This is a genomic window from Aestuariimicrobium kwangyangense DSM 21549, from assembly GCF_000421525.1.
GTDB lineage: Bacteria > Actinomycetota > Actinomycetes > Propionibacteriales > Propionibacteriaceae > Aestuariimicrobium > Aestuariimicrobium kwangyangense.
Genome location: NZ_ATXE01000001.1, coordinates 1,205,391 through 1,224,903, shown reverse-complemented (window position 1 = coordinate 1,224,903; position 19,513 = coordinate 1,205,391). Strand labels below are relative to the sequence as shown.

Sequence of the window (19,513 nt, the reverse complement as noted above, 5' to 3'; positions counted from 1 at the left end):
CCGCACTCCGAGCCCATCCACCGGCTCGAGCCGGCTGTTGCCTCGGTGCGGCTGACGGCCCCCACCCCGAAGAGCCCCACCGATCACAGCGCCCCGGGCCACGGACCTGACTACCGGGTCGACCTCAGCGACAAGGCCGTGGACGGCAGTTCCCTCGACCCTCGCCGCCGGACCTCAGCCGGTTCATCCTCGGTGGGCTGGGTGGGTCGTGACGACCAGGATGACTCGGAGGGGTTCGCGGTTCCGCGTCCTGTCTCCCGTGCGCGAACCAACCCTCCGACGACACGCAGTCCGCGCAGTCCACGCACCCCGGTGTTCTCGCACATCTCGCACGAACCCGTGCACCGCCGCCGCCGGGGGCTGGTGGCAGCCCTGCTGGTGCTCGTGCTCGTGGTGGGGCTGATCGTCACCAGTTACCTGTACGTGACCAGGTGGTCGTACACGACCGCTCCCCCGCTGGCGAACCTGAGCGAGGGCCAGGCCACCTCACTGGCGCACTCCGAGGGGTTCTCCATCGTCAGCGAGTCACAGTTCTCGGAGACGGTGCAGAAGGGGTCGGTGATCTCCAGCGACCCCACCGGGGGGGAACGCGTGAAGAAGGGTACCTCGCTCCACGTGTTCATCTCGTCGGGTCCGGAGCGCTACGCGACCCCGACCCTGGTCGGGTTTTCACTGGACGAGGCCAGACAGGCGCTGAGCCGGGGGCGACTCACCCTGGGCACACTGAGCCAGGCATGGAACGAGACGGTGCCGGTCGGCGTCGTGGTGAAGTCCTCCCAGCCCGAGGGCACGTTGCTGAAGAAGAACACCCCCATCGACCTGACGGTCTCGAAGGGGCCCCAACCCATCCCGATCGCCAGCTACGTCGGCAAGTCCGCGGACGATGCGAGCACCGCCCTGGGCAAGGCGGGATTCACCGTCACCAGGACCGAGCAGAACTCCGACACCGTCGCGAAGGGTGTGGTCATCTCCCAGTCGCCTGATCGGGGCAACGGCAAGAAGGGGGACACCGTACGTCTGGTCGTGTCCAAGGGACCGGTGCTCGTCAGTGTTCCGCGGGTCACCGGCAAGGACGAGGCCCAGGCCAGGGAGAAGCTGACCCAGGCCGGGTTCAAGGTGACGGTCACCTACAACACGCCGGACTGGCTGAGGCTCAACGTGGTGGCGGGGCAGGACCCGGCCAGTGGTCGGATGATCCCCAAGGGCTCGACCGTCACCATCTTCGTGAGCTGACGACACTCTCCGTCCAACCGTGCAGGAACCGTAAAATCTGACGCCTGCTCGAGTTTGGAACAAAATTCCTTTCCTGTACGATCCATCCATGTGAAGAACCTCCATGTGAATCGTCTGGCACCGCTCTCGCTCGTGGCGATGGCGGTGTTGTGGGGATCCTCACTGGTGGTGATGAAGGACCTGCTGGGGGCGATGGACGCCACCGACCTCGTGTTCTCCAGGTTCGCCATCGCTGCGGTCGCGCTCCTGGTCATCGTTCCCCATGCCCTGCGCATGTCACGACGCACGCTGGGCCAGGGCGTGCTGCTGGGCCTGGTCTTCGTCCTCGGACAACTGACCAGCACCTGGGGACTGGTCGACATCGATGCCTCGATCTCGGGATTCCTGACGGGACTCTACATCGTTGCCACCCCACTGCTCGCATGGGTCGTGCTGGGGGCACGACCGTCCAGGAACGTCTGGACGGCGGTGGGGCTGTCGACCCTTGGGCTGGCCGCCCTCTCGTTGGGTTCGACCGGTTCAGGCATCGGACGAGGTGAGCTGCTCACGTTGCTCGGTGCACTGGCCTACGCGGCCCACATCATTGCCGTGGGCCACGTGGTCACTCCCCGGACGGCGCTGAGCCTCACCCTGGTGCAGACCATCACCATCGCCGTCGTCTCCGGGATCGTCGCGATCCCCCACGGGGTTGCTCTTCCCGACAGCGCGGGACTGTGGTGGGAACTGGCCTACCTCGCGGTGATCTGCGGAGCGCTCCCGCTGGCCCTCCAGGTGTGGGCCCAGGCCCACGTGGAGGCGACCAAGGCCGCCATCGTGATGGGCACCGAGCCCCTGTGGGGGGCCCTGTTCGCCATCTCGATGGGCGGTGAGTCCCTCACCCTTCGGCTGCTGCTGGGCGGCACGGCCATCACCGCCGCCATCGCCTTGGTGATCGTCCCCCGGGGCCGTTGGCGCGGACGCGTCACGGCTGCTCGCCGCGGGCGCCCGTCGTCCGCACGTGGCCGGGTCGTCCCCCGGATCCAGCAGGACGCTGCCCGCGTCCCAGCCGAGTCCGCCTGACCGGTCCGGGTGGCAGGCTGGGCTCGAGTGAGAGGGGATCGCCATGGACGGTGGCGGCGGATGGGTCGTGCTGCTGGTGGTGCTCGGCCTCCTGGTGGCCGGGTTGATCGTCTGGGGGGTGCTCCGAGCGCGGTACGTGAAGTCGCTCAGGGACAAGGGGTGGCGATTCGTCACCAGCCCCGACGTCTCGATCGTGCACGGGCTCAACGTGGCCCCCTTCGGGCTGGGGTTCAACCGTCGGGTCGATGACCAGATCATCGGGCGGACGAGTTCTGGCGTGCCCTTCCAGGCCTTCAAGTACTCCGCCTCGGGGGTGTCGGCGGGCGACGGCTACGTGGTCACCATGCCCCTGCCCCGCTCACTGCCCGAGTTCCACACCTTCCCCGTCACCGTCAACCGCTCCGGCATCCGTGCCACCGAGTTCAGCCAGGACTCAGGGCTGCGCCAGATCGGCCACGACGCCGCATGGGTGCGAGTGGCCGCACGCGCCCTGGACCCGGCACTCCGGCAGCTCTCGACCGTGACCACGCCCCAACTGGTGGTCGACCACGCATCCTTGGTGGGGCTGGGCGCGCCACGACAGGCCGACCAGCTGCAGGCCTACGTCGAGGCGATGGCACTGGGGGCCCGGGAGCTGTCGGCAGAAGGTCTGGCCCGGTTCCAGACCGAGGCCCCGCCGCGCGAACTGAGCTTCTACCAGCACCCCGCGTGGATCTACCGTCCCCGGGACGATGCCGCGTTGCAGTCGGTGGCGCACACCTCCGGCGGGTCGAACCACCAGGCGAAGGACGTGATGATCGCCACCGACGGCCCCATCGCCATCGTCGCCCTCACGCACCACTGGACGACCACGCGAACCGTCACCGAGTCCGATGGCAACGGTGGCACGCGGACGCGGACGGTCACCGACCACCACTCGGAGAACCTTCGTGAGTTCCACCCGAGCTTCCCGTTCGGCGAGTTCAAGGTCAATGCCGGGTGGTTCGGCAACAAGCGCGAGTTCGAGTCGGTCGACTTCAACGAACGGTTCACCGTGCGCGCACCCGACGCCCGCTTCGCCCACGACATCTTCCACCCCCGCATGATGGAGTGGATGCTGGCGGTCAACCCCCCTCCCTTCGAGGGGGCGGACGGCAGACTGACGATCAGCTGCGAGCACACCGTCGAGTCCATGGAGACCGCGCGACTGTTCCTGCTCGCGTTCTTCGGACGTGTGCCGCGTTACGTGTGGCAGAACCTGGGTCTGGCGGTCCCGCCCGTGCCGCTGGTGGGATCGGTCGAGCAGCAGACGCGCCTGACCGAGGTGCTCCCCTACTGAGTGGGCTGACCCACCTCGAACGGCCGCCCGTCCCGCAGGTCGACCATCGTCGTCGGGGACATGTCGCCGACCCGGGAGAAGACCAGTCCGAACCCGGGCTCGCTCAGCAGTCTGTCGTGGATGATGAATCCTTGCGGCGCCCCCACCTCGCGGGCGAAGTCGATCGTCTCCTTCATGGCCGCCCAGGGGCCGTACCCGGGAACTGCGACGACGTCGACGCCCTGGGGGCAGGTCGCCAGTGAGTCGCCGGGGTGGAAGAAGCACGGTTCTGATTCCGCCTCGACCAGCAGTCCGACATTGCCGATCTGAGGGATGTCGCGATGGATGACCGCGTGCAGACCACCCACGGCGCTGACTCGGACCGCGCCGAGGTCCACCGACCCGTCAGCCGCCAGGCCCTCGCCTCGACCGCCGAGGTCGACGTTGTCGAGCACCTGCGGCTCGACCCAGACCTTCGCATCGGGATTGGCGGCGAGCAGGGCACCGATCCGGGCCGGATCGACGTGGTCGGGGTGCTGGTGGGTGACCAGGATCGCATCGAGACCGGTCAGGGTGTGCCAGTCGGACGAGAGGTTGCCGGGGTCGATCAGGAGGCGCCGATCGGCGACCTCGACCAGGACGGCCGCGTGCCCGAGATGTGTCAGTTGCATGAGTCCACTCTGCCCGGGTCGACACCGTTCGTCAGCCGATCGGGGCAGCCGATCCTGGCTGTGTTCACCCAGCCGTCGGGCCCCGTCCGCGACCCACGGGTCAGGGGGCGAGCAGTCGTCCGACCACGTCGCCGGCCGCCCGACAGTCGGCGGCGTCCACGTCGAGGTGGGTCACGGCCCGCACCAGACGCGCACCCACCACGCTCACCCGCACCCCTTGGGCAGCGGCGGCGGCCGCCACGTCCTGGGCCGGGCGGCTCCCGGTCTTCACGACCACGATGTTGGTCGGCACCCGCTCGGGGTCCACCGCTCCCGGGGCAGCCAGGGCGACCCGTTCGGCGAAGGCGCGGGCAGCGGCGTGGTCGTCCACCAACCGGTCGACGTGGTGGTCGAGGGCGAACTGGGCGGCCGCTGCCAGCATGCCGGCCTGTCGCCAGCCCGCCCCGAGTCGCTTGCGCTGCACCCTTGCCTGGGCGATGGCCTCGTCCGAGCCGACCAGGACCGACCCGACCGGGGCGCCGAGGCCCTTGGAGAAACAAAGGCTCACGGTGTCGAACAGGGCGGAGTAGTCGGCGATCGGCACACCGGTCTCGACATGGGCATTCCACAACCTCGCCCCGTCGAGGTGCAGGCCCACCCCAGCCGCGCGGCACATCGCCGAGACCTCCCGCAGGTGCTCGATGGGCTGGATGGTGCCGCCGCCGAAGTTGTGGGTGTTCTCCAGTTCCACGGCCGCGGTGGAGACCAGGTAGGGGCCCGCCTCAGGCGACAGCAGTTCCTCGATCTGACCCGTGGTGGCCAGCCCCGCCGTTCGTCCCTCGCCGTGCCCGGCGACCCAGGTGCGCATGGTCACCCCGTGCAGGGCCCCGTGTGCACCCATCTCGGCGCGGGCGATGTGGGCGCTGGCCTCGCACAGCACCTCGGTGCCGGGAGCGACCAGGGTCTGCACCCCCAACAGGTTCGACAACGACCCGGTGGCGCAGAACAACGCCGCCGGCTTGCCGCACAGGTCGGCCACCCGGGCCTCGAACTCGGCGATCGAGGGATCCTCGCCGTAGACGTCGTCGCCCACCGGGGCGTCGAGCATCACCCGACGCATCTGCGCCGTGGGACGGGTGACGGTGTCGGAGCGCAGGTCGATCGCGGTCATGTCTGCTCAGAGTTCCCTGGACTGGAAGGCCTGTACGGGGTTCACCCCGCGCTTGGCCAGTCCGTCACGCAGGCGCTCGGCCACCATGAACGCCAACTCCAGCGACTGGTTGCGGTTGAGTCGGGGATCGCAGGCGGTCTCGTAGCGGCTCGCGAGGTCTTCCTCCTTGAGCTCGTCAGCGCCCCCCACGCACTCGGTCACGTCGTCGCCGGTGAGCTCGATGTGCACGCCCCCGGGCCAGGTGCCGAGGTTGTGGTGCACGTCGAAGAACCCGTTCACCTCGTCGACCACGTCGTTGAACGCACGGGTCTTGTAGCCGTTGGCGGCCTCGAAGGTGTTGCCGTGCATCGGATCGCAGACCCACACCACCTTGCGGCCCGACGCCTCGACGGCCTCGACGATGCCCGGGAGTTTGTCCCGCACGTTGGCCGCGCCCATCCTGGTGATGAAGGTGATCTTGCCCGGCACCCGCTCAGGGTCGAGCCGGTCGGCGAGCGCCAGGGCCGTCTCGGCGTCACTGGTGGGACCCAGCTTCACCCCGACCGGGTTCTGGATGTGGCGCATCAGTTCGACCTGCGCGCCGTCGAGCTGACGGTTGCGTTCGCCGATCCAGACCATGTGGCCCGAGGTGTTGTACGGAAGTTGGGAGCGGGAGTCGATGCGGGTCAGTGAGTGTTCGTAGTCGAGCAGCAGGGCCTCATGGCTGGCGTAGAAGTCGACCGTCGACATCTCGTCGGCGTCGATACCGCAGGCGACCATGAAGGCGAGCGCCCGGTCGATCTCGGCGGCCAACTCCTCGTACTTGGTCTCGACATTGGAGTTGCGGACGAAATCGGCATTCCAGGTGTGGATGTCGCGAAGGTCGGCGAAGCCGCCCCTGGTGAAGGCGCGCACGAGGTTGAGCGTGGCCGCCGATGCGTTGTAGACGCGCAGCAGGCGCTGCGGGTCGTGGGCCCGTGACTCCGGGGTGAAGGGGAAGCCGTTGACCGCATCACCGCGGTAGGCCGGCAGGGTCACCCCGTCTCGGGTCTCGTCGTTCTTGGAGCGTGGCTTCGCGTACTGACCCGCGATCCGGCCGACCTTGACCACGGGCACCTGCGCCGCGTAGGTCATCACCACGGCCATGCTCAGCAGCACCCTCAGCTTGCCCTTGATGTTGTCGGCGTTCACCGACGCGAAGGTCTCTGCACAGTCGCCGCCCTGGAGCAGGAAGGCTCGTCCCTGGGCGACCTCGGCCAACTTCGAACGCAGGTCGTCGCACTCACCGGCGAACACCAGCGGCGGCAGCCCCCGCAGTGACTCGATCACCTGGTCGCGCTTCCCCAGATCCTGATAGGTCGGCTGCTGGATCAGGGGGCGTTCACGCAGCTCGGCCAAGGAGGGGATCAGCGAAGACATGATCGTGATGCTAGTCGCTCACGGGAGGGGCGCCGCACCAATTCCCGACTGGCGGAAGCCCTGCCCGGACAGCGGTGCCGCCGGTGGCGGCGGCTCAGCTGACAGGGCCCTCGGAGTAGCCCTGCTCGATGGCGTAGAGCGTGAGCTCGACCCGGTTGTGCAACTGCAGTTTGCGCAGCACGTTCTGCACGTGGTTCTGCACGGTGCGGTGGGAGACCACCAGTTCGTCGGCGATCTCGCGGTAGGCCAGACCCTTGGCCACCAGGCGCAGCACCTCGACCTCGCGGGAGGTGAGGATCGGACCCTCCTCCTTGTGCAGGTGGGCCACGGTCATCATCCGCCGGAACTCGCCCAACACCAGCCCGGCCAGTCCTGGGGTGAACACCGCATCGCCTGCGGCCGTGCGGCGGACGCCGTCGAGGAGTTCGGCCTTCGAGGCGTTCTTCAGCAGGTAGCCGAGGGCTCCGGCCTTCACGGCCCGCAGCACGTCGTCCCGCTCCCCCGAGGCGGACAGCACCAGGATCCTCAGTTCGGGGAACTCCTTGAGCAGGATCTCGGTGCACGAGGCACCGTCGGGTTCGGGGATCTGCAGGTCCATGACGACCACGTCGGGACGAGTGGCCCGGGCGCGCCGCAGGCACTCCTCACCGGTGTGGGCCTCGGCGACGACCTCGAAACCCTCCTGGGTGAGGTCATCGCGCAGGGCTTCGATCCACATGGGGTGGTCGTCCACCAACATCACGCGGCGGCCGCTGGCTGGCTGGTGCACGGGTCACTTCCTCGAGTCGATGTCGCTGGTGGCAGGGTCGCCCAAGGGGGCCGACAGCTCCCATTCCACGCCACGACCGGGTTCCGAGCGCAGGGTTGCCGTTCCGCCGAGGTCGACCAGTCGTCCCCTGATGGAGGCGCGCATACCCATCCTGTCTGATGCCAGAGCCGTGGCGATGGCATCGGGAGTCATCCCCACGCCGTTGTCGCGCACCGAGATCGTCACCCGGCCCTCGAGTTCCTCGACCAGCACCCAGGCGTGGGCGTTCGCCCCGGCGTGACGCTGGGCGTTGTAGAGGGCCTGACTGACCGCTGCCATGAGCTCGCTGGCCCGCCCTCGGGGCATCATCACCTGCCCTGCCATCGTCGACACCGTCACCCGGTCCGAGGACTGCGCGTCGAGCAGTGCGACCAGGTCGACCATGGCAGGTTCGTCGCCATCGACGATGTCGACCGTGCGGTCCTGCAGGATCGCACGCAGCCTGGTCTCCTGATTGCGCGCCATCCGTGACAGGCGTTGCCCGGTGGGGCCGAGAGCCGGACCCTCACGCTCCACCATTGACAACACCTGCAGGGCACCGTCGTGCACGATGCGCGCCACCCGGTCACGCTCGGCGAGGGCGGTCGACCGGGCCACGGTGGCGTCACGCTCACGGATGGCCGCACGCACCAGTTCGACCAGTTGACCCACGCCCCAGACGATGATGCAGACGGCGAATCCTCCCGACCAGGCCCGGGGCTCCCACGAGGGTGCCAGGGCCAGGGTCGAGGCACCCACCAGTGCCGCCGAGGCGAGTCCCCACCGGGGTCCGCGGGAGACGGCGATGGCCAAAGGTGCGGCGACATGCCAGTCGACGGTCACGGGCACGTAGCCCCGTTCGTAGGTGGTGGGCCCCAACAACAGCTCCGACGACAGCACGAGTCCCACCGTGACGGCGAGGTCGAGGCAGTTGAACCACCCCCGCGGTTCGGACTCGCGGCTGCTGGTCCACCACGTGATCCCGGTCCAGCCCAGCATCACCAGCCCCACCCCACCGACCAGCCAGGGATGTCTGATCGCGTCCGAGCGCATCACGTTGAACACCACTGCGTGAACGGCAAGCAGCAGTCGGGTGGTGTTGAGCACCGTGAAGGTCGGGCGCAGCAGATGCCGCTCGGGAGCGAGTTGTCTGGCGATCGGCCACGCCATCAGCGCCCCTCACCGAACTGTTGCCGGTCGCGGCGTGCCGCCTCCTCCGCCTGCCTGCGGGCGACGATCTCGGCCTCCTCGGCGCGGCGGGCCAGGTCGGACCGCTCCAGGTGGCGCTGCTCACGGCGGGTGACCTCGGCCACCTTGACGGCCCGTCTGCGAGCGGCTGCCGCGATCCGGCGGCCCGCGATCTGCTCGCGGCGTTCACGTCGGGCCTGCTGTCTGGCACCGGCTGCGGTGGCATCGCTGTAGCCCTGGTCGGAGAGCTCGACGATGTGTTCCATCACCTCGTCGGTCACCGAACGAGCCAGGGTGCGAGCCAGCGGCAGTCCCTGGTGCCGGGAGAAGTCGAGCGGGGCACCGAACCTGACGGAGCGTCCGTGGTTGACCACCGCGGCGGGAATCACGGGCAGGTCATGGTCGAGCACCAGGGCGCCCAGACCGATGTGCCCACGGTGGACGAGGCCGTCGGGGCTCGGGTGCACCTCGGGGAAGCAGAGCAGCAGGTCCCCGGCCGCGACCCGGTGCTGGACGCGGACGGACTCGTCCCCGTCGGCCGAAGGCCACAACCCCTGCAGGAGGACCACCGTCGCCGGGCGATCCAGCACCGCCTGGACCGTGGCCGCGTCGAGGGCCGAGCGGTGGTTGCACGCGATCAGGGCCGACCCATGGGCCGGGACGTTGTCGAGCCCTTCGACCTGCAGGTCGCGGAACTCGCTGACTGCGGGAGCGCCGACCACGGTGAGCGTCCGGTGAACGGCACGACGGGCGATCCGCATGACGGCGGGAAGGGAGGTGGGGCGGCGGGGGGGCATGCGGCGTCCTCGGGCTCAGGCAGGTGGGGTGGGCGCGGGCCGGTCGTCCCCCGGCCGGCTCTTCAGGTGGGGGGTGAGGTCGGCGTCCTTGAGGTCGCCGAACTTCACCCGGGTGCCGTAGACGTCGGCGTACTCCTGACCGGTGAGTTCCTGGATGGCGGCCATCACCTCATCGGTCACGTGGCGCAGCACCTTCAGTTCGTCCTGGCGGCCCTCGAAGGCACTGAAGTCCAAGGGCTTGCCGATGATCACACCAGGACGGCGCATCACCGGGATGCCGAACAACCCCCGGGTGAAGGCGGTGTTGACGAAGCCGACCGGGAGCACCGGCACCCCGCCGTCGAGGGCCAGCCGGGCCACGCCGGTGCGCCCCTTGTACAGTCTTCCGTCGCCGGATCGGGTGCCCTCGGGAAAGATGCCCACGAGTCCGCCGTCCTTGAGGGTCTGCGTCACCGGGCCCAGACCAGTGGCGGAGGCGCGACCGCCTGACCGATCCATCGGCACCTGCCCGACGGCCTTCAGGAACCACGCCACCACCTTGGAGCGCACGCCCCGGTCACCGGCGAACAGTTCGGCCTTGGCCGGGAAGGTCAGGCGACGATGGATGAGCGCGGGCAGCAGGAAGGTGTCACCCGCGGAGAGATGGTTGCCGGCAAGGATCGCCCCGCCCTCGGGGATGTTCTCGTCCCCCTTGATCCACGGCCGGAACGCCACGACGCAGACCGGACGAAAGATCGTCCATTTCAGGAACCAGTACCACACGACCTGACAACACCCTTCCCGCCACCACTCGCCGCTGCCTGCGCGAGCCCTCCCGACACCCTACGACACCCATGCCTGCCGGCGAGGGAGGCGAAATCGGTCGTCGGCCCTCGAATCCGGCGCCGGAGCGACCTACGGTGGAGGCGTGGATCCCGACGACGTCGACCGCCGATTCGCCGAACTCGTCACGACGGAGTTCGGTGAACAGGCATGGCGCGAACCCAAGGACGCGCCCCGGGCGCCCGACCGGAGTGGGCCAGTTGGTCAGGATCCGGAAAGCCATGGCCCGGTGAGGTATGAGCCGGTCGAGGACGAGCCGGGGAACGACGATGTCGACTACCGCAGGGTCAGCGCACCGGCACCCCTGCCCGCCGACGTGCGGATCGCGGTGATCCTGTCGGCCGCTGGCCTGGTCGGCCTCCTGCTGGCTGGCTTCGTCGTGAACCTGCCCGCCAACCTGGTCTGGCTGGCACCCGCAGCCGCCGGTGGCGGTGTGGTCTGGCTCCTCGTGCGCGCCATGCGGCGCCCACCCCGCGATCCCGATGACGGATCGGGCGCCGTCCTCTGAGGCGAGGTCATCCGCGGCGTGGTGGCTCCATCAGTTCACGGATGCGCAACTGCAACCGCGAGGAACGTGGACGGCCGCGCCGACGTGGCCAGAAGCCACGTGCGGGGCCGGGAGGCTCGATGATCGAGTGCCGGGCCAGGTCGGCCGCTCCCACCAGCCCGGCGTCGTTGCGGAAGTGGGCCAGCGCGACCTGGGCCACCGGACGATATCCACGCCCGGTCAGGGTTCGTTCGAAGGCGGCCCGGGCGGGCGCCACCAGGAGGTCGCCTGCCGCACTGACGCCGCCACCGATCACGAACAGGTCGGGGTCGACAGCGGCTGCGAGGTTGGCCAGCCCACGCCCGAGCCAGGTGCCGACGTCACCGATCAGTTCGACGGCCATCGGGTGCCCGGCCATCGCTGCCTCGGTGACGTCGGGACCTGTCAGCAGGGCCGGGTCTCCCCCCTCGACGTGGTCGAGCAGGCCCTCGGCCTGGGGGGACCCGGCCTCGATCAGGGCCCGCGCATCGCGCACGAGCGCGTTGCCCGAGGAGTACTGCTCCCAGCATCCCCGGTTGCCACAGGGGCACCAGTGCCCATCGGGCACGACACTCATGTGGCCGAACTCCCCCGCCATCCCGTAGCGGCCGCGGAAGAGACGTCCGTTCATGACCATGGCCCCACCGATGCCGGTGCCCAGGGTGAGGCAGACCATGACACGCGCCGACCGGCCAGCCCCGAAACGGTACTCGGCCCAGGCGGCGGCGTTGGCGTCGTTGTCGACCAGCACCGGCACCTGGACGCGAGAGGCGATCCGGTCGCGCAAGGGTTCGTTGCGCCACGCGAGGTGGGGCGAGAAACGGACGATGGCCTGGTCGGTGTCGACCCATCCGGCTGCGCCGATGCCGACCGCGGCGACGCGGAACTCTCGGCTGAGGTCACTGACGATCTCGCAGATCGCGTCCTCGACGGCCTCCGGGCTGCGCGAGGGCGTGGGACGCTGCAGGCGCCGCAGCACCTCACCTTCGGGGGTGACCACACCGGCCGCCACCTTGGTTCCACCGATGTCGATGCCGATCGTGAGCACGCAGTGAGCCTAGCCGAGGCCGACGGTGCTCACGCCGTGACCGTGAGTTCGCCCTCCAGCGCCGTCCGGGAACTGCCACCGACGTGCACCTCGATCGTGGTGGCATCCTGCACCCAGTCGCGGGTCGCACCCGACCAGTAACGCAACTGGTCCGGGCCGAGGTCGAAGCTGACGGTGGTGCTGGTCCCGGCAGGGATCGCCACCCGTTCGAAGCCCTTGAGTTCCCGGATGGGGCGGGTCGAGGTGCCGTAGCGCTGGTGGATGTACAACTGGACGACCTCGTCGGCGTCCACATCGGAGGTGTTGGTGACCTCGACCCTCACCCGCGCGGACTGTCCCACCGCGATGCTGGCGGGCTCGACCCTGAGGTCGGAGTACTCGAAGGAGGCATAGCTGAGCCCGTGGCCGAACCCGAACAAGGGGGTGGACTCGTCGTCCCAGTACCGGGCCGCCTGGGACTCGGGCTGGAAGGTGCGGTAGTGGCTCAACACCATCGGCACCTGCCCGACGTGGCGTGGCCACGTGAACGGCAGCCGTCCGGCCGGGGAGACTCGTCCGAACAGCAGGTTGGCGACGGCCTCACCGCCCCGGGTGCCGGGGTACCACACGTGCAGCACGGCCGGCGCGACCTCGAGCACGCCCCGCAGGTCGAGGGGGCGACCCGACATCGAGACGACGACCAGTCGGGTTCCGGTCTCGGCGATGCGTCGCAGCTGTTCGGTCTGGCGACCGGCCAGCTCGAGGGTCGAGCTCGAGGCAGCCTCGCCGATCTGGTTCTGGCGTTGGCCCACCACCACGATCGCCACATCGGCCGACGCCGCCAGCGAGACGGCCCGCTCGATCTCGGCGTCGTCGTCGTAGCCCTCGGGGGTGTTGGCGCGAACCTTGTCCATCCGCTCGAACATCGACGGGATGAGCCGGTTCGGGATGCTGGCACCGTTGGCGTGCTCGACCCTCACTCCCTCCCCCACCAAGGCGCGGACACCCGCCAGGATCGTGACGGTCTCGTCGTTGTCCTGGTCGAAGACCCACGGTCCCACGGTGTCACGGACCGAGTCGGCCAGTTGGCCGATCACGGCAATGGACGACAACCCGTCCGCCGACAGCGGCAGGGCAGCGTCGTCGTTCTTCAGCAGCACCGCCGATCGCTCGGCGGCACTGCGGGCGACCTCTCGGTGGGCCACGGAGTCGAGGGTGGCGGTCACCGCATCCTCGTCGACATAGGGGTTCTCGAAGAGCCCCAGTTCGAACTTGAGCCGCAGCACGCGCCGGACGGACTCGTCCAGGGTCTGCACACTGATCCGGCCGGCCTCGACCGCCTCGGGGATGCGGCCGAACGCCGGGTCGAACATGCACATCTCCATGTCGTTGCCAGCATTCAGGGCGCGGACAGCCGCCTCCGTCAGGTCGGGCACGTGGTGCTGGGTCTCCTGCGAACGGACGCCGTTCGCGTCGGAGACCACGAATCCGGCGAAGCCCCACTCGTCGCGCAGCACCTCGGTCAGGAGCCAGGAGTTCGAGACCGCGGGGGTGCCGTTGAGGTCCATGTAGGCCGACATGATGTTGCCAGCACCTGCCTCGACCGCGGCCTTGAACGGCGGCAGGTAGACGTTGCGCAGTTCGGAGTCCGAGATGTCGGAGTCGTCGTAGTCACGGCCGCCACGGGCGGCTCCGTACCCGGCGAAGTGTTTGGGCCCGGCCACGATCCGCTCGGGACCGAGGTCGCCCTGGAAGCCGCGCACCTGGGCAGCGGCCATGGCCGCGCCGAGCACCGGGTCCTCGCCGGCGCCCTCCACGATGCGGCCCCAGCGCGGGTCGCGCGCAATGTCGAGCATCGGGGCGAAGGTCCAGCGGATGCCCACGGCGCTCGCCTCACGGGCCGCGACCGACTGGCCCGCCTCGGCGACCTCGGGGTCCCAGGAAGCTGCCACCGCGATCGGCACCGGCATGATGGTGCGGAAGCCGTGGATGACGTCGAAACCGAAGATGACGGGGATCCCGTGGCGGTTGCCGTCGATGGCCATCCGCTGCAGCCGATTGGCGTTGGCCGCATCCTTGACGAACAAGAGGGAACCGGCGCCACCCACCGACAATGCCTGCTCGACGAGTGTGGGTTGCTGGGAGAAGAGGCTGGCATCGAGGGGCATCGCGTCAGCGTCGGTCTCGAGCTGCTCGGACTGGGCAGCGTTGGCGGTCTCCTCGAAGGCCCCGAAGTAGAAGTACTGGGTGAGTTGCCCGGCCTTCTCCTCGACGGTCAGGCGTGCCAGCAGGTCTTCGACTCGTGCCTCGACACTCAGCGAGGGGTCACGGTAGGGCAGGTCGGTCATGGCGTCTCCTCGGAGATCAGCACGGTGGCCGCTCCCCTGTGGTGGACGGCTCCGGGGCGGGCCACGGTGCCCGCACCCGAGAAGCTTAACGCCTATTCAGTTTTCTCCGCCAGTGGATGGGAGAGGATTGCTCACCCGACTCGGCGGGCACCCATGTAGGGCATGTAGTTGCCGGTCACCGTGGTGACCCGGATGCCACTACGGGGGTTGGCGGCGTCGACGATCTTGCCGCCACCGATGTAGATGCCCACGTGGGAGATACCGGAGTAGTAGAAGACGAGGTCGCCGGGCTGCAACTGGGAGACGCTCACGGGCACCCCGACCCCCCACTGGCCCTGTGAGGTGCGCGGCAGGGAGACCCCCGCCGCCGCCCACGCGCCCCCGGTGAGCCCGGAGCAGTCATAGCCCGTGGGACCGGTTCCGCCGTAGACGTAGGGGCCGCCCACCTTCGACAGCGCGAAGTTCGCCGCCACCTGGCCACGCGAGCTGCCTGCGGGGACGGTGACGGCCGGGGGCTGGTCCCGGGTCGTGGAGCGCGAGGTGGTGGAACGCGAGGTCGTTGACCGCGTGGTCGCGGTGGCGACCTGCTGTTGGGCCACCCGACGTGCCTCGGCCTCGGCCTTGGCCTTGCGTTCGGCGGCCAGGCGCTGCTGCTCCTGGGCGGTCAGCTTGGCCACCACCTCGCGGGCCTGCTGCTCGCGCTGCTGTTGCTGCTTGATGAGCGAGGCCTGCTCAGCCTTGTCGTCGACCAGTTGCTGCTTGGCCGCGATGAGTTGCTGCTGGGTGGTCTGGAGCTTGGCCTGCTGGGCCTGGTAGGCCTGCACCCGGTCGTTGGTCAGGGTGGTGACGCTCTGCACCGTGGCCAAGTTGCGGATGAACGCCGTGTCATCGGGGCTCGCGAGCAGGCGGGTGGTGAGGTCGATGCCGTTGGCCTGGTACTGCAGCAGCGCCAGCTGACCCATGGAACCGACCTGGGCGGAAACCTTGGCCTTCTGCTCGACGAGGTCGGCATTGAGCGTCGCAACCCTGCCGGAGGTCTGCTTCAGGCGACCGTCGAGGGTGGAGTACTGCTCGGCCATCTGGGCACCCTGCGACTCGATCTGCTCGAGCTTCTGCTGTGCCGTCTTGACCGCGTCGGGATCGGCATGGGCGGACAGCGACATGGGGACGACGAGGGCCGCAACCGTCAGACCGACACCCACACCGGCGAGCGAGGCTCGACGCCACACGTTCTCCATCGACACGATTCTGCCTTCCACGCCGGATGGAGCCACTCCACCGACTTGCCTGAGAAAATCTTAACCGACCTTCAGGAGGCGCGCCACTCGACTGGCCGGATCACCACCCGGCTGCCCGCCGATGTGGTCCCGGACTCTCGCCGGCCCCGTCCGAGCCGCGGTCGGGGGTCACCAACCTCAGCGGGGGGACCAGACCCGACTCCACCAGGGCGGCGACTGCTGCCTGCTCATCGGTGTCGAACACGGCCTGTGGTTCCGACACGGCCTGTGGGTCGAATGGTTCGAGAAGCACACTGATGACGCAGTCCGAGCAGCCGACGCCGCGTACCTGACAGGTGGAGCAGTCAACAATCAAGGAATCCATGCCCGCATCCGAACATGGGCCCCTGACAAATCTGCCGGGAGCACGTCCTCCCCGAATTTGTCCGAACCCCGCCCTAGCGTGTCGGCCATGTCACCGGACCGCTCCCCCACTCGTGCATCCCGGGGTTGGGCCGCCTACCGCGAGCACGAGCCGCGGACGAGGCCCGAGGTCACCCCGCTGACCCAGCCGTCGCCGGCCGCACCACCGGGCCTCGGGCAGCAGGGCTTCGGGCAACCCAGCTTCGAGGACCTCGGCACGCCGCTGGCGGCTGTCACCTTCGTGGTCGTCGACCTCGAGACGACCGGGGGCGGCGAGGGCGACACCATCACCGAGATCGGAGCCGTCAAGGTCCGCGGTGGTGAGGTGCTCGCCGAGTACCAGACCTTGGTGAACCCGGCCACGGCCATCCCGCCCCTGATCGCCGTGCTGACGGGGATCACGAACCAGATGGTCGCCGGTGCCCCCCGGCTCCCCGAGGTGCTGCCGAGCTTCCTCGAGTTCGCAGCCGGCTCGGTGCTGGTGGCCCACAACGCGGGCTTCGACGTCGGCTTCCTGAAACGGGCCGCGAAGCTGCACGACCATCCGTGGCCCGGCTTCCTGGTCGTCGACACCGTGGCCCTGGCCCGGCAGAGCCTGCTCAAGGACGAGGTGCCCAACTGCAAGCTCGCGACGTTGGCGGCCTTCTTCCGCACCACCACCCAGCCGAACCACCGGGCCCTGTCCGATGCCCGCGCCACCGTCGAGGTGCTCCACGGCCTCCTGGCCCGGGTGGGCAATCTGGGGGTGAGCACGCTGGAGGACCTGACCGAGTTCACCCACCGCGTCTCGCCCCAGCGCCGCGCCAAGCGAGCACTGGCCCAGGGTCTGCCCGACTCCCCGGGCGTCTACTGGTTCTGGGCCGACCTGCCCGATGGCCAGGCAGGCACCCGGCGGGAGGTGCTGTACGTCGGCAAGTCGCGGAGTCTGCGAACCCGGGTCCGCAGCTATTTCACGGCGTCGGAGAAGAGGGGTCGGATCGAAGAGATGGTCAGGGTCGCCGACGGGGTCGACCACGTCGTCTGTTCCACCGAACTCGAGGCCGAGGTGCGGGAGCTGCGCATGATCGCTGCCCACGCCCCCCGGTACAACCGCCGCTCAAAACGTCAGCACCGCACGCACTGGGTCAAGGTCACCCAGGAGGCCTTCCCCAGATTGTCGGTGGTACGTCAGGTGACCGACGACGGAGCCCGGTACTGGGGTCCCTTCGGGTCGTCACAGGCGGCCCAGGAGGGTTGTCTGGCCCTGTACGACGCGTTCCCCATCCGTCAGTGCACGACCCGTCTCTCCGCACGCAGACCCAGTCCGGCGTGCGCGCTGGGCGAGATGGGGCGATGCCCGGCGCCGTGCCAACTCGGCGAGGGGGTCGACCAGTACTCGGCCGTCGTCGAGGCGCTCACCCACGCCCTCGACGCCGACGTTCGTCCGGTGGTGCGGGCCGTCGGCTCGAAGCTCGATCGGTTGGCCCGGCAGCAGCGTTTCGAGGAGGCCCAGGAGCTCACCCGCAGGCTGACCACCTACACGTCGACGACGCGGCGCTGGCATCGGTTGTCATCGCTTGCGCGGTGCTCACAGATCGTGGCGGCCCGCCGGATCGAGACCGGGTGGGAGGTGCAGGTGCTCCGTCGTGGACGACTGGTCGGCTCGGCCCACTGCCCGATCGGAGGGGTGCCACAGCAGGTGGCCCGGGACGCTGTCTCCATGGCGGAGTCGGTTCCCGACGGACCAGCGTGGTTGCCGGCCGCCAGTGTCGAGGAGGCCGAACGGGTTGCAGCCTGGATGGAACAACCGGGCGTACGGCTGATCGAGATCGAGGGCGAGTGGGCCTGGCCCGTCGGCATCGGCCTCGGTGAGGGCGAGTTGGCGAGGGTGGCAGCCGTCGGGGCCGAGCACCTCGCCCTGATCGACCCGGACGACCTGGCCACCGGCTGGAGTGACCGGGATCTGGGCTGGGCGGGGGTCGGAGGTCAGCCCGCCCGGCCCTCGGTCGTCGTCGACGATTCGGCATAGGATCGCGGCATGATCACCGCCATCGTGTTCGTCCACGCCGAGACCTCCCGCATCCCGGAGGTGGCCCAGCAGATCGCCGAGATCAAGGGGGTGACCGAGGTGTACTCGGTCACGGGGCAGATCGACCTGATCGCCATCGTTCGGGTTCGTTCACACGACGAGGTGGCGACCACGATCGCCGACCGTCTGAACAAGGTGCCGGGCGTGATCGACACCGAGACGCACATTGCGTTCCGCTCGTTCTCCCAGCACGACCTCGAGGCCGCATTCTCCCTCGGCGGTAGCTGACTCGATCCGCAGCCCTTGGGCTCAGGCGCCGAGCGCCCAGGTGGCGCCCATCAGCGCCAGACACAGAAGCGCAACACCGATCGCACCGAGCTTGAGTCGGGATGCGCGCTTCGACCAGGGCGAATAGGCGAACAGGGCACCCAGACCCACGCCGACGGCGATACCACCCAGCTCACCGATCCAGTTCTGCGACCCGACCACGATCGAGTAGACGACCATCAGGGTGAGCAGGATGATGTCGGCACGAATGTCGTGCTGGGCGCGGTACTTCAGCACCGCGTAGCCGGCCACGATGCCGAACACCCCGCAGATCGCCCCGTCCAGAGCCACCGGGGGGCCGAGCACCGTCATCGCCGTGGCGCCGCCCAATCCGCAGAGCACGAAGGCGCCGGCGAGATGGGCGCCGCCCAACTCGTTCTCCAGGCCACGGCCCATCAGGTACAGGATCACCCCGTTGATGGCGGCCTGGATCAGACCGGACGAGGTGAACGCGTACAGCACCGGGCGCCAGAACTCCCACGCGAGGGCAGGATGGCTCCCGACCACGAGGTACTGGGCGAGGGGGGTGAAGGAACAGGCGACCGCCACCAGCACCACTGCGCCGACCAGCGCCAGGGTGACCCGGTTCTCAGCGGGTGCCGTCGAGAATCTGAAGTCTTGGCGCTGGTGGCTCACGTGTGCTCCGTCGGGGTGCTGGTGGGGTCGTCTGGCTGAGGACGAGGTCAGTTGACCTCGACCGATGAGATCACGACGGGCTGGACGGGGCGGTCCTGGGATCCGGTGCGCACGTGGGCGATCTTGTCGACCACGGCCTTGGACTCCTCATCGGTGACCTCGCCGAAGATGGTGTGGCGACGGTTGAGGTGAGGGGTGGGAACGACGGTGATGAAGAACTGCGAGCCGTTGGTGCCGGGTCCGGCGTTGGCCATGGCCAGCAGGTACGGACGATCGAACGACAGCTCGGGGTGGATCTCGTCGCCGAACTTGTAGCCGGGGCCGCCGGTGCCGGTGCCCAGCGGGCACCCTCCCTGGATCATGAAACCGTCAATCACGCGGTGGAAGGTCAGTCCGTCGTAGAAGTTGCCGGTGGTGGGCTGGCCCGTCTTCGGGTCGGCGTACTCCTGAATGCCGGTGGCGAGTCCGACGAAGTTCTTCACCGTCTGGGGCGCCTGGTCTTCGAACAGGTCGATGCTGATGTCGCCGTGGTTGGTGTGCAGGATGGCAGTCGCCACGATTCTCCTCGGGTTGGGATGGATGGTCCGGAACGATCGTCC

General features: G+C 69.0%; 18 protein-coding genes. 6 read left to right on the top strand and 12 right to left on the bottom strand.

What is annotated here, in order from left to right; genetic code table 11:
• Positions 1–45 precede the first annotated feature (45 nt).
• The 3 genes from H507_RS18220 (at position 46) to H507_RS0105430 (ending at position 3,610) form a co-directional block, all read left to right on the top strand.
• Positions 46–1,233, top strand: a complete 1,188-nt coding sequence (locus H507_RS18220; protein WP_425393305.1) for a PASTA domain-containing protein — start codon at positions 46–48, stop codon at positions 1,231–1,233.
• A 105-nt stretch (positions 1,234–1,338) separates the two neighbouring features.
• Positions 1,339–2,292, top strand: a complete 954-nt coding sequence (locus H507_RS14960) for a DMT family transporter (protein WP_022909711.1) — start codon at positions 1,339–1,341, stop codon at positions 2,290–2,292.
• 43 nt (positions 2,293–2,335) lie between these two features.
• Positions 2,336–3,610, top strand: coding sequence for a hypothetical protein (locus H507_RS0105430; RefSeq protein WP_022909710.1), 1,275 nt, complete (start codon positions 2,336–2,338; stop codon positions 3,608–3,610).
• On the opposite strand, the gene H507_RS0105425 is transcribed toward H507_RS0105430, so the two are convergent.
• The 7 genes from H507_RS0105425 to H507_RS0105395 form a co-directional block, all read right to left on the bottom strand.
• Positions 3,604–4,260: an MBL fold metallo-hydrolase gene (locus H507_RS0105425; RefSeq protein ID WP_022909709.1), complete on the bottom strand. Its 657-nt coding sequence runs from the start codon at positions 4,258–4,260 to the stop codon at positions 3,604–3,606. The genes H507_RS0105430 and H507_RS0105425 overlap by 7 nt on opposite strands.
• Before the next feature lie 100 nt (positions 4,261–4,360).
• The gene (locus H507_RS0105420) at positions 4,361–5,410 is read right to left on the bottom strand and encodes a threonine aldolase family protein (RefSeq protein WP_022909708.1); all 1,050 of its coding nucleotides are present in this window, start codon (positions 5,408–5,410) and stop codon (positions 4,361–4,363) included.
• A gap of 6 nt (positions 5,411–5,416) precedes the next feature.
• The gene (locus tag H507_RS0105415; RefSeq protein WP_022909707.1) at positions 5,417–6,808 is read right to left on the bottom strand and encodes a class II 3-deoxy-7-phosphoheptulonate synthase; all 1,392 of its coding nucleotides are present in this window, start codon (positions 6,806–6,808) and stop codon (positions 5,417–5,419) included.
• Between the two features lie 94 nt (positions 6,809–6,902).
• Complete coding sequence (locus H507_RS0105410; protein ID WP_211217317.1) at positions 6,903–7,547, bottom strand: response regulator transcription factor; 645 nt, start codon at positions 7,545–7,547, stop codon at positions 6,903–6,905.
• Between the two features lie 33 nt (positions 7,548–7,580).
• Positions 7,581–8,765: an ATP-binding protein gene (locus H507_RS14955; RefSeq protein WP_022909705.1), complete on the bottom strand. Its 1,185-nt coding sequence runs from the start codon at positions 8,763–8,765 to the stop codon at positions 7,581–7,583.
• Positions 8,765–9,580: a lysophospholipid acyltransferase family protein gene (locus tag H507_RS0105400; RefSeq protein ID WP_022909704.1), complete on the bottom strand. Its 816-nt coding sequence runs from the start codon at positions 9,578–9,580 to the stop codon at positions 8,765–8,767. The genes H507_RS14955 and H507_RS0105400 overlap by 1 nt, the downstream gene beginning before the upstream one ends.
• 15 nt (positions 9,581–9,595) lie before the next feature.
• Positions 9,596–10,342 carry a lysophospholipid acyltransferase family protein gene (locus H507_RS0105395; protein WP_022909703.1) on the bottom strand — a complete coding sequence of 249 codons (747 nt, stop codon included), beginning with the start codon at positions 10,340–10,342 and terminating at the stop codon, positions 9,596–9,598.
• Positions 10,343–10,487: 145 nt separating this feature from the next.
• On the opposite strand from H507_RS0105395, the gene H507_RS0105390 reads away from it, so the two are divergent.
• Entirely contained in the window at positions 10,488–10,910 is a 423-nt protein-coding gene (locus H507_RS0105390; RefSeq protein WP_022909702.1) for a hypothetical protein, read from the top strand.
• Between the two features lie 7 nt (positions 10,911–10,917).
• On the opposite strand, the gene H507_RS14950 is transcribed toward H507_RS0105390, so the two are convergent.
• The 3 genes from H507_RS14950 to H507_RS0105375 all read right to left on the bottom strand — a co-directional run bounded on the left by H507_RS14950 (position 10,918) and on the right by H507_RS0105375 (position 15,541).
• Positions 10,918–11,976, bottom strand: a complete 1,059-nt coding sequence (locus tag H507_RS14950) for an ROK family glucokinase (protein WP_022909701.1) — start codon at positions 11,974–11,976, stop codon at positions 10,918–10,920.
• A 29-nt stretch (positions 11,977–12,005) separates the two neighbouring features.
• Positions 12,006–14,303, bottom strand: coding sequence for a glycoside hydrolase family 3 N-terminal domain-containing protein (locus H507_RS0105380; protein WP_022909700.1), 2,298 nt, complete (start codon positions 14,301–14,303; stop codon positions 12,006–12,008).
• Positions 14,304–14,434: 131 nt separating this feature from the next.
• Positions 14,435–15,541 carry a C40 family peptidase gene (locus H507_RS0105375; protein WP_022909699.1) on the bottom strand — a complete coding sequence of 369 codons (1,107 nt, stop codon included), beginning with the start codon at positions 15,539–15,541 and terminating at the stop codon, positions 14,435–14,437.
• Positions 15,542–15,992: 451 nt separating this feature from the next.
• Between H507_RS0105375 and H507_RS14940 the strand changes: the two genes are divergently transcribed.
• Positions 15,993–17,951, top strand: a complete 1,959-nt coding sequence (locus H507_RS14940) for a DEDD exonuclease domain-containing protein (RefSeq protein WP_084707633.1) — start codon at positions 15,993–15,995, stop codon at positions 17,949–17,951.
• A gap of 9 nt (positions 17,952–17,960) precedes the next feature.
• Positions 17,961–18,239 (top strand): Lrp/AsnC family transcriptional regulator, encoded by a 279-nt coding sequence (locus H507_RS0105360; RefSeq protein WP_022909696.1) that lies wholly within the window; start codon positions 17,961–17,963, stop codon positions 18,237–18,239.
• A gap of 21 nt (positions 18,240–18,260) precedes the next feature.
• On the opposite strand, the gene H507_RS14935 is transcribed toward H507_RS0105360, so the two are convergent.
• A complete protein-coding gene (locus H507_RS14935; RefSeq protein ID WP_022909695.1) occupies positions 18,261–18,914 on the bottom strand; it encodes a rhomboid family intramembrane serine protease in 654 nt (217 codons plus the stop codon).
• A 47-nt stretch (positions 18,915–18,961) separates the two neighbouring features.
• A complete protein-coding gene (locus tag H507_RS0105350) occupies positions 18,962–19,474 on the bottom strand; it encodes a peptidylprolyl isomerase (protein WP_026377816.1) in 513 nt (170 codons plus the stop codon).
• Between the last annotated feature and the right edge of the window lie 39 nt (positions 19,475–19,513).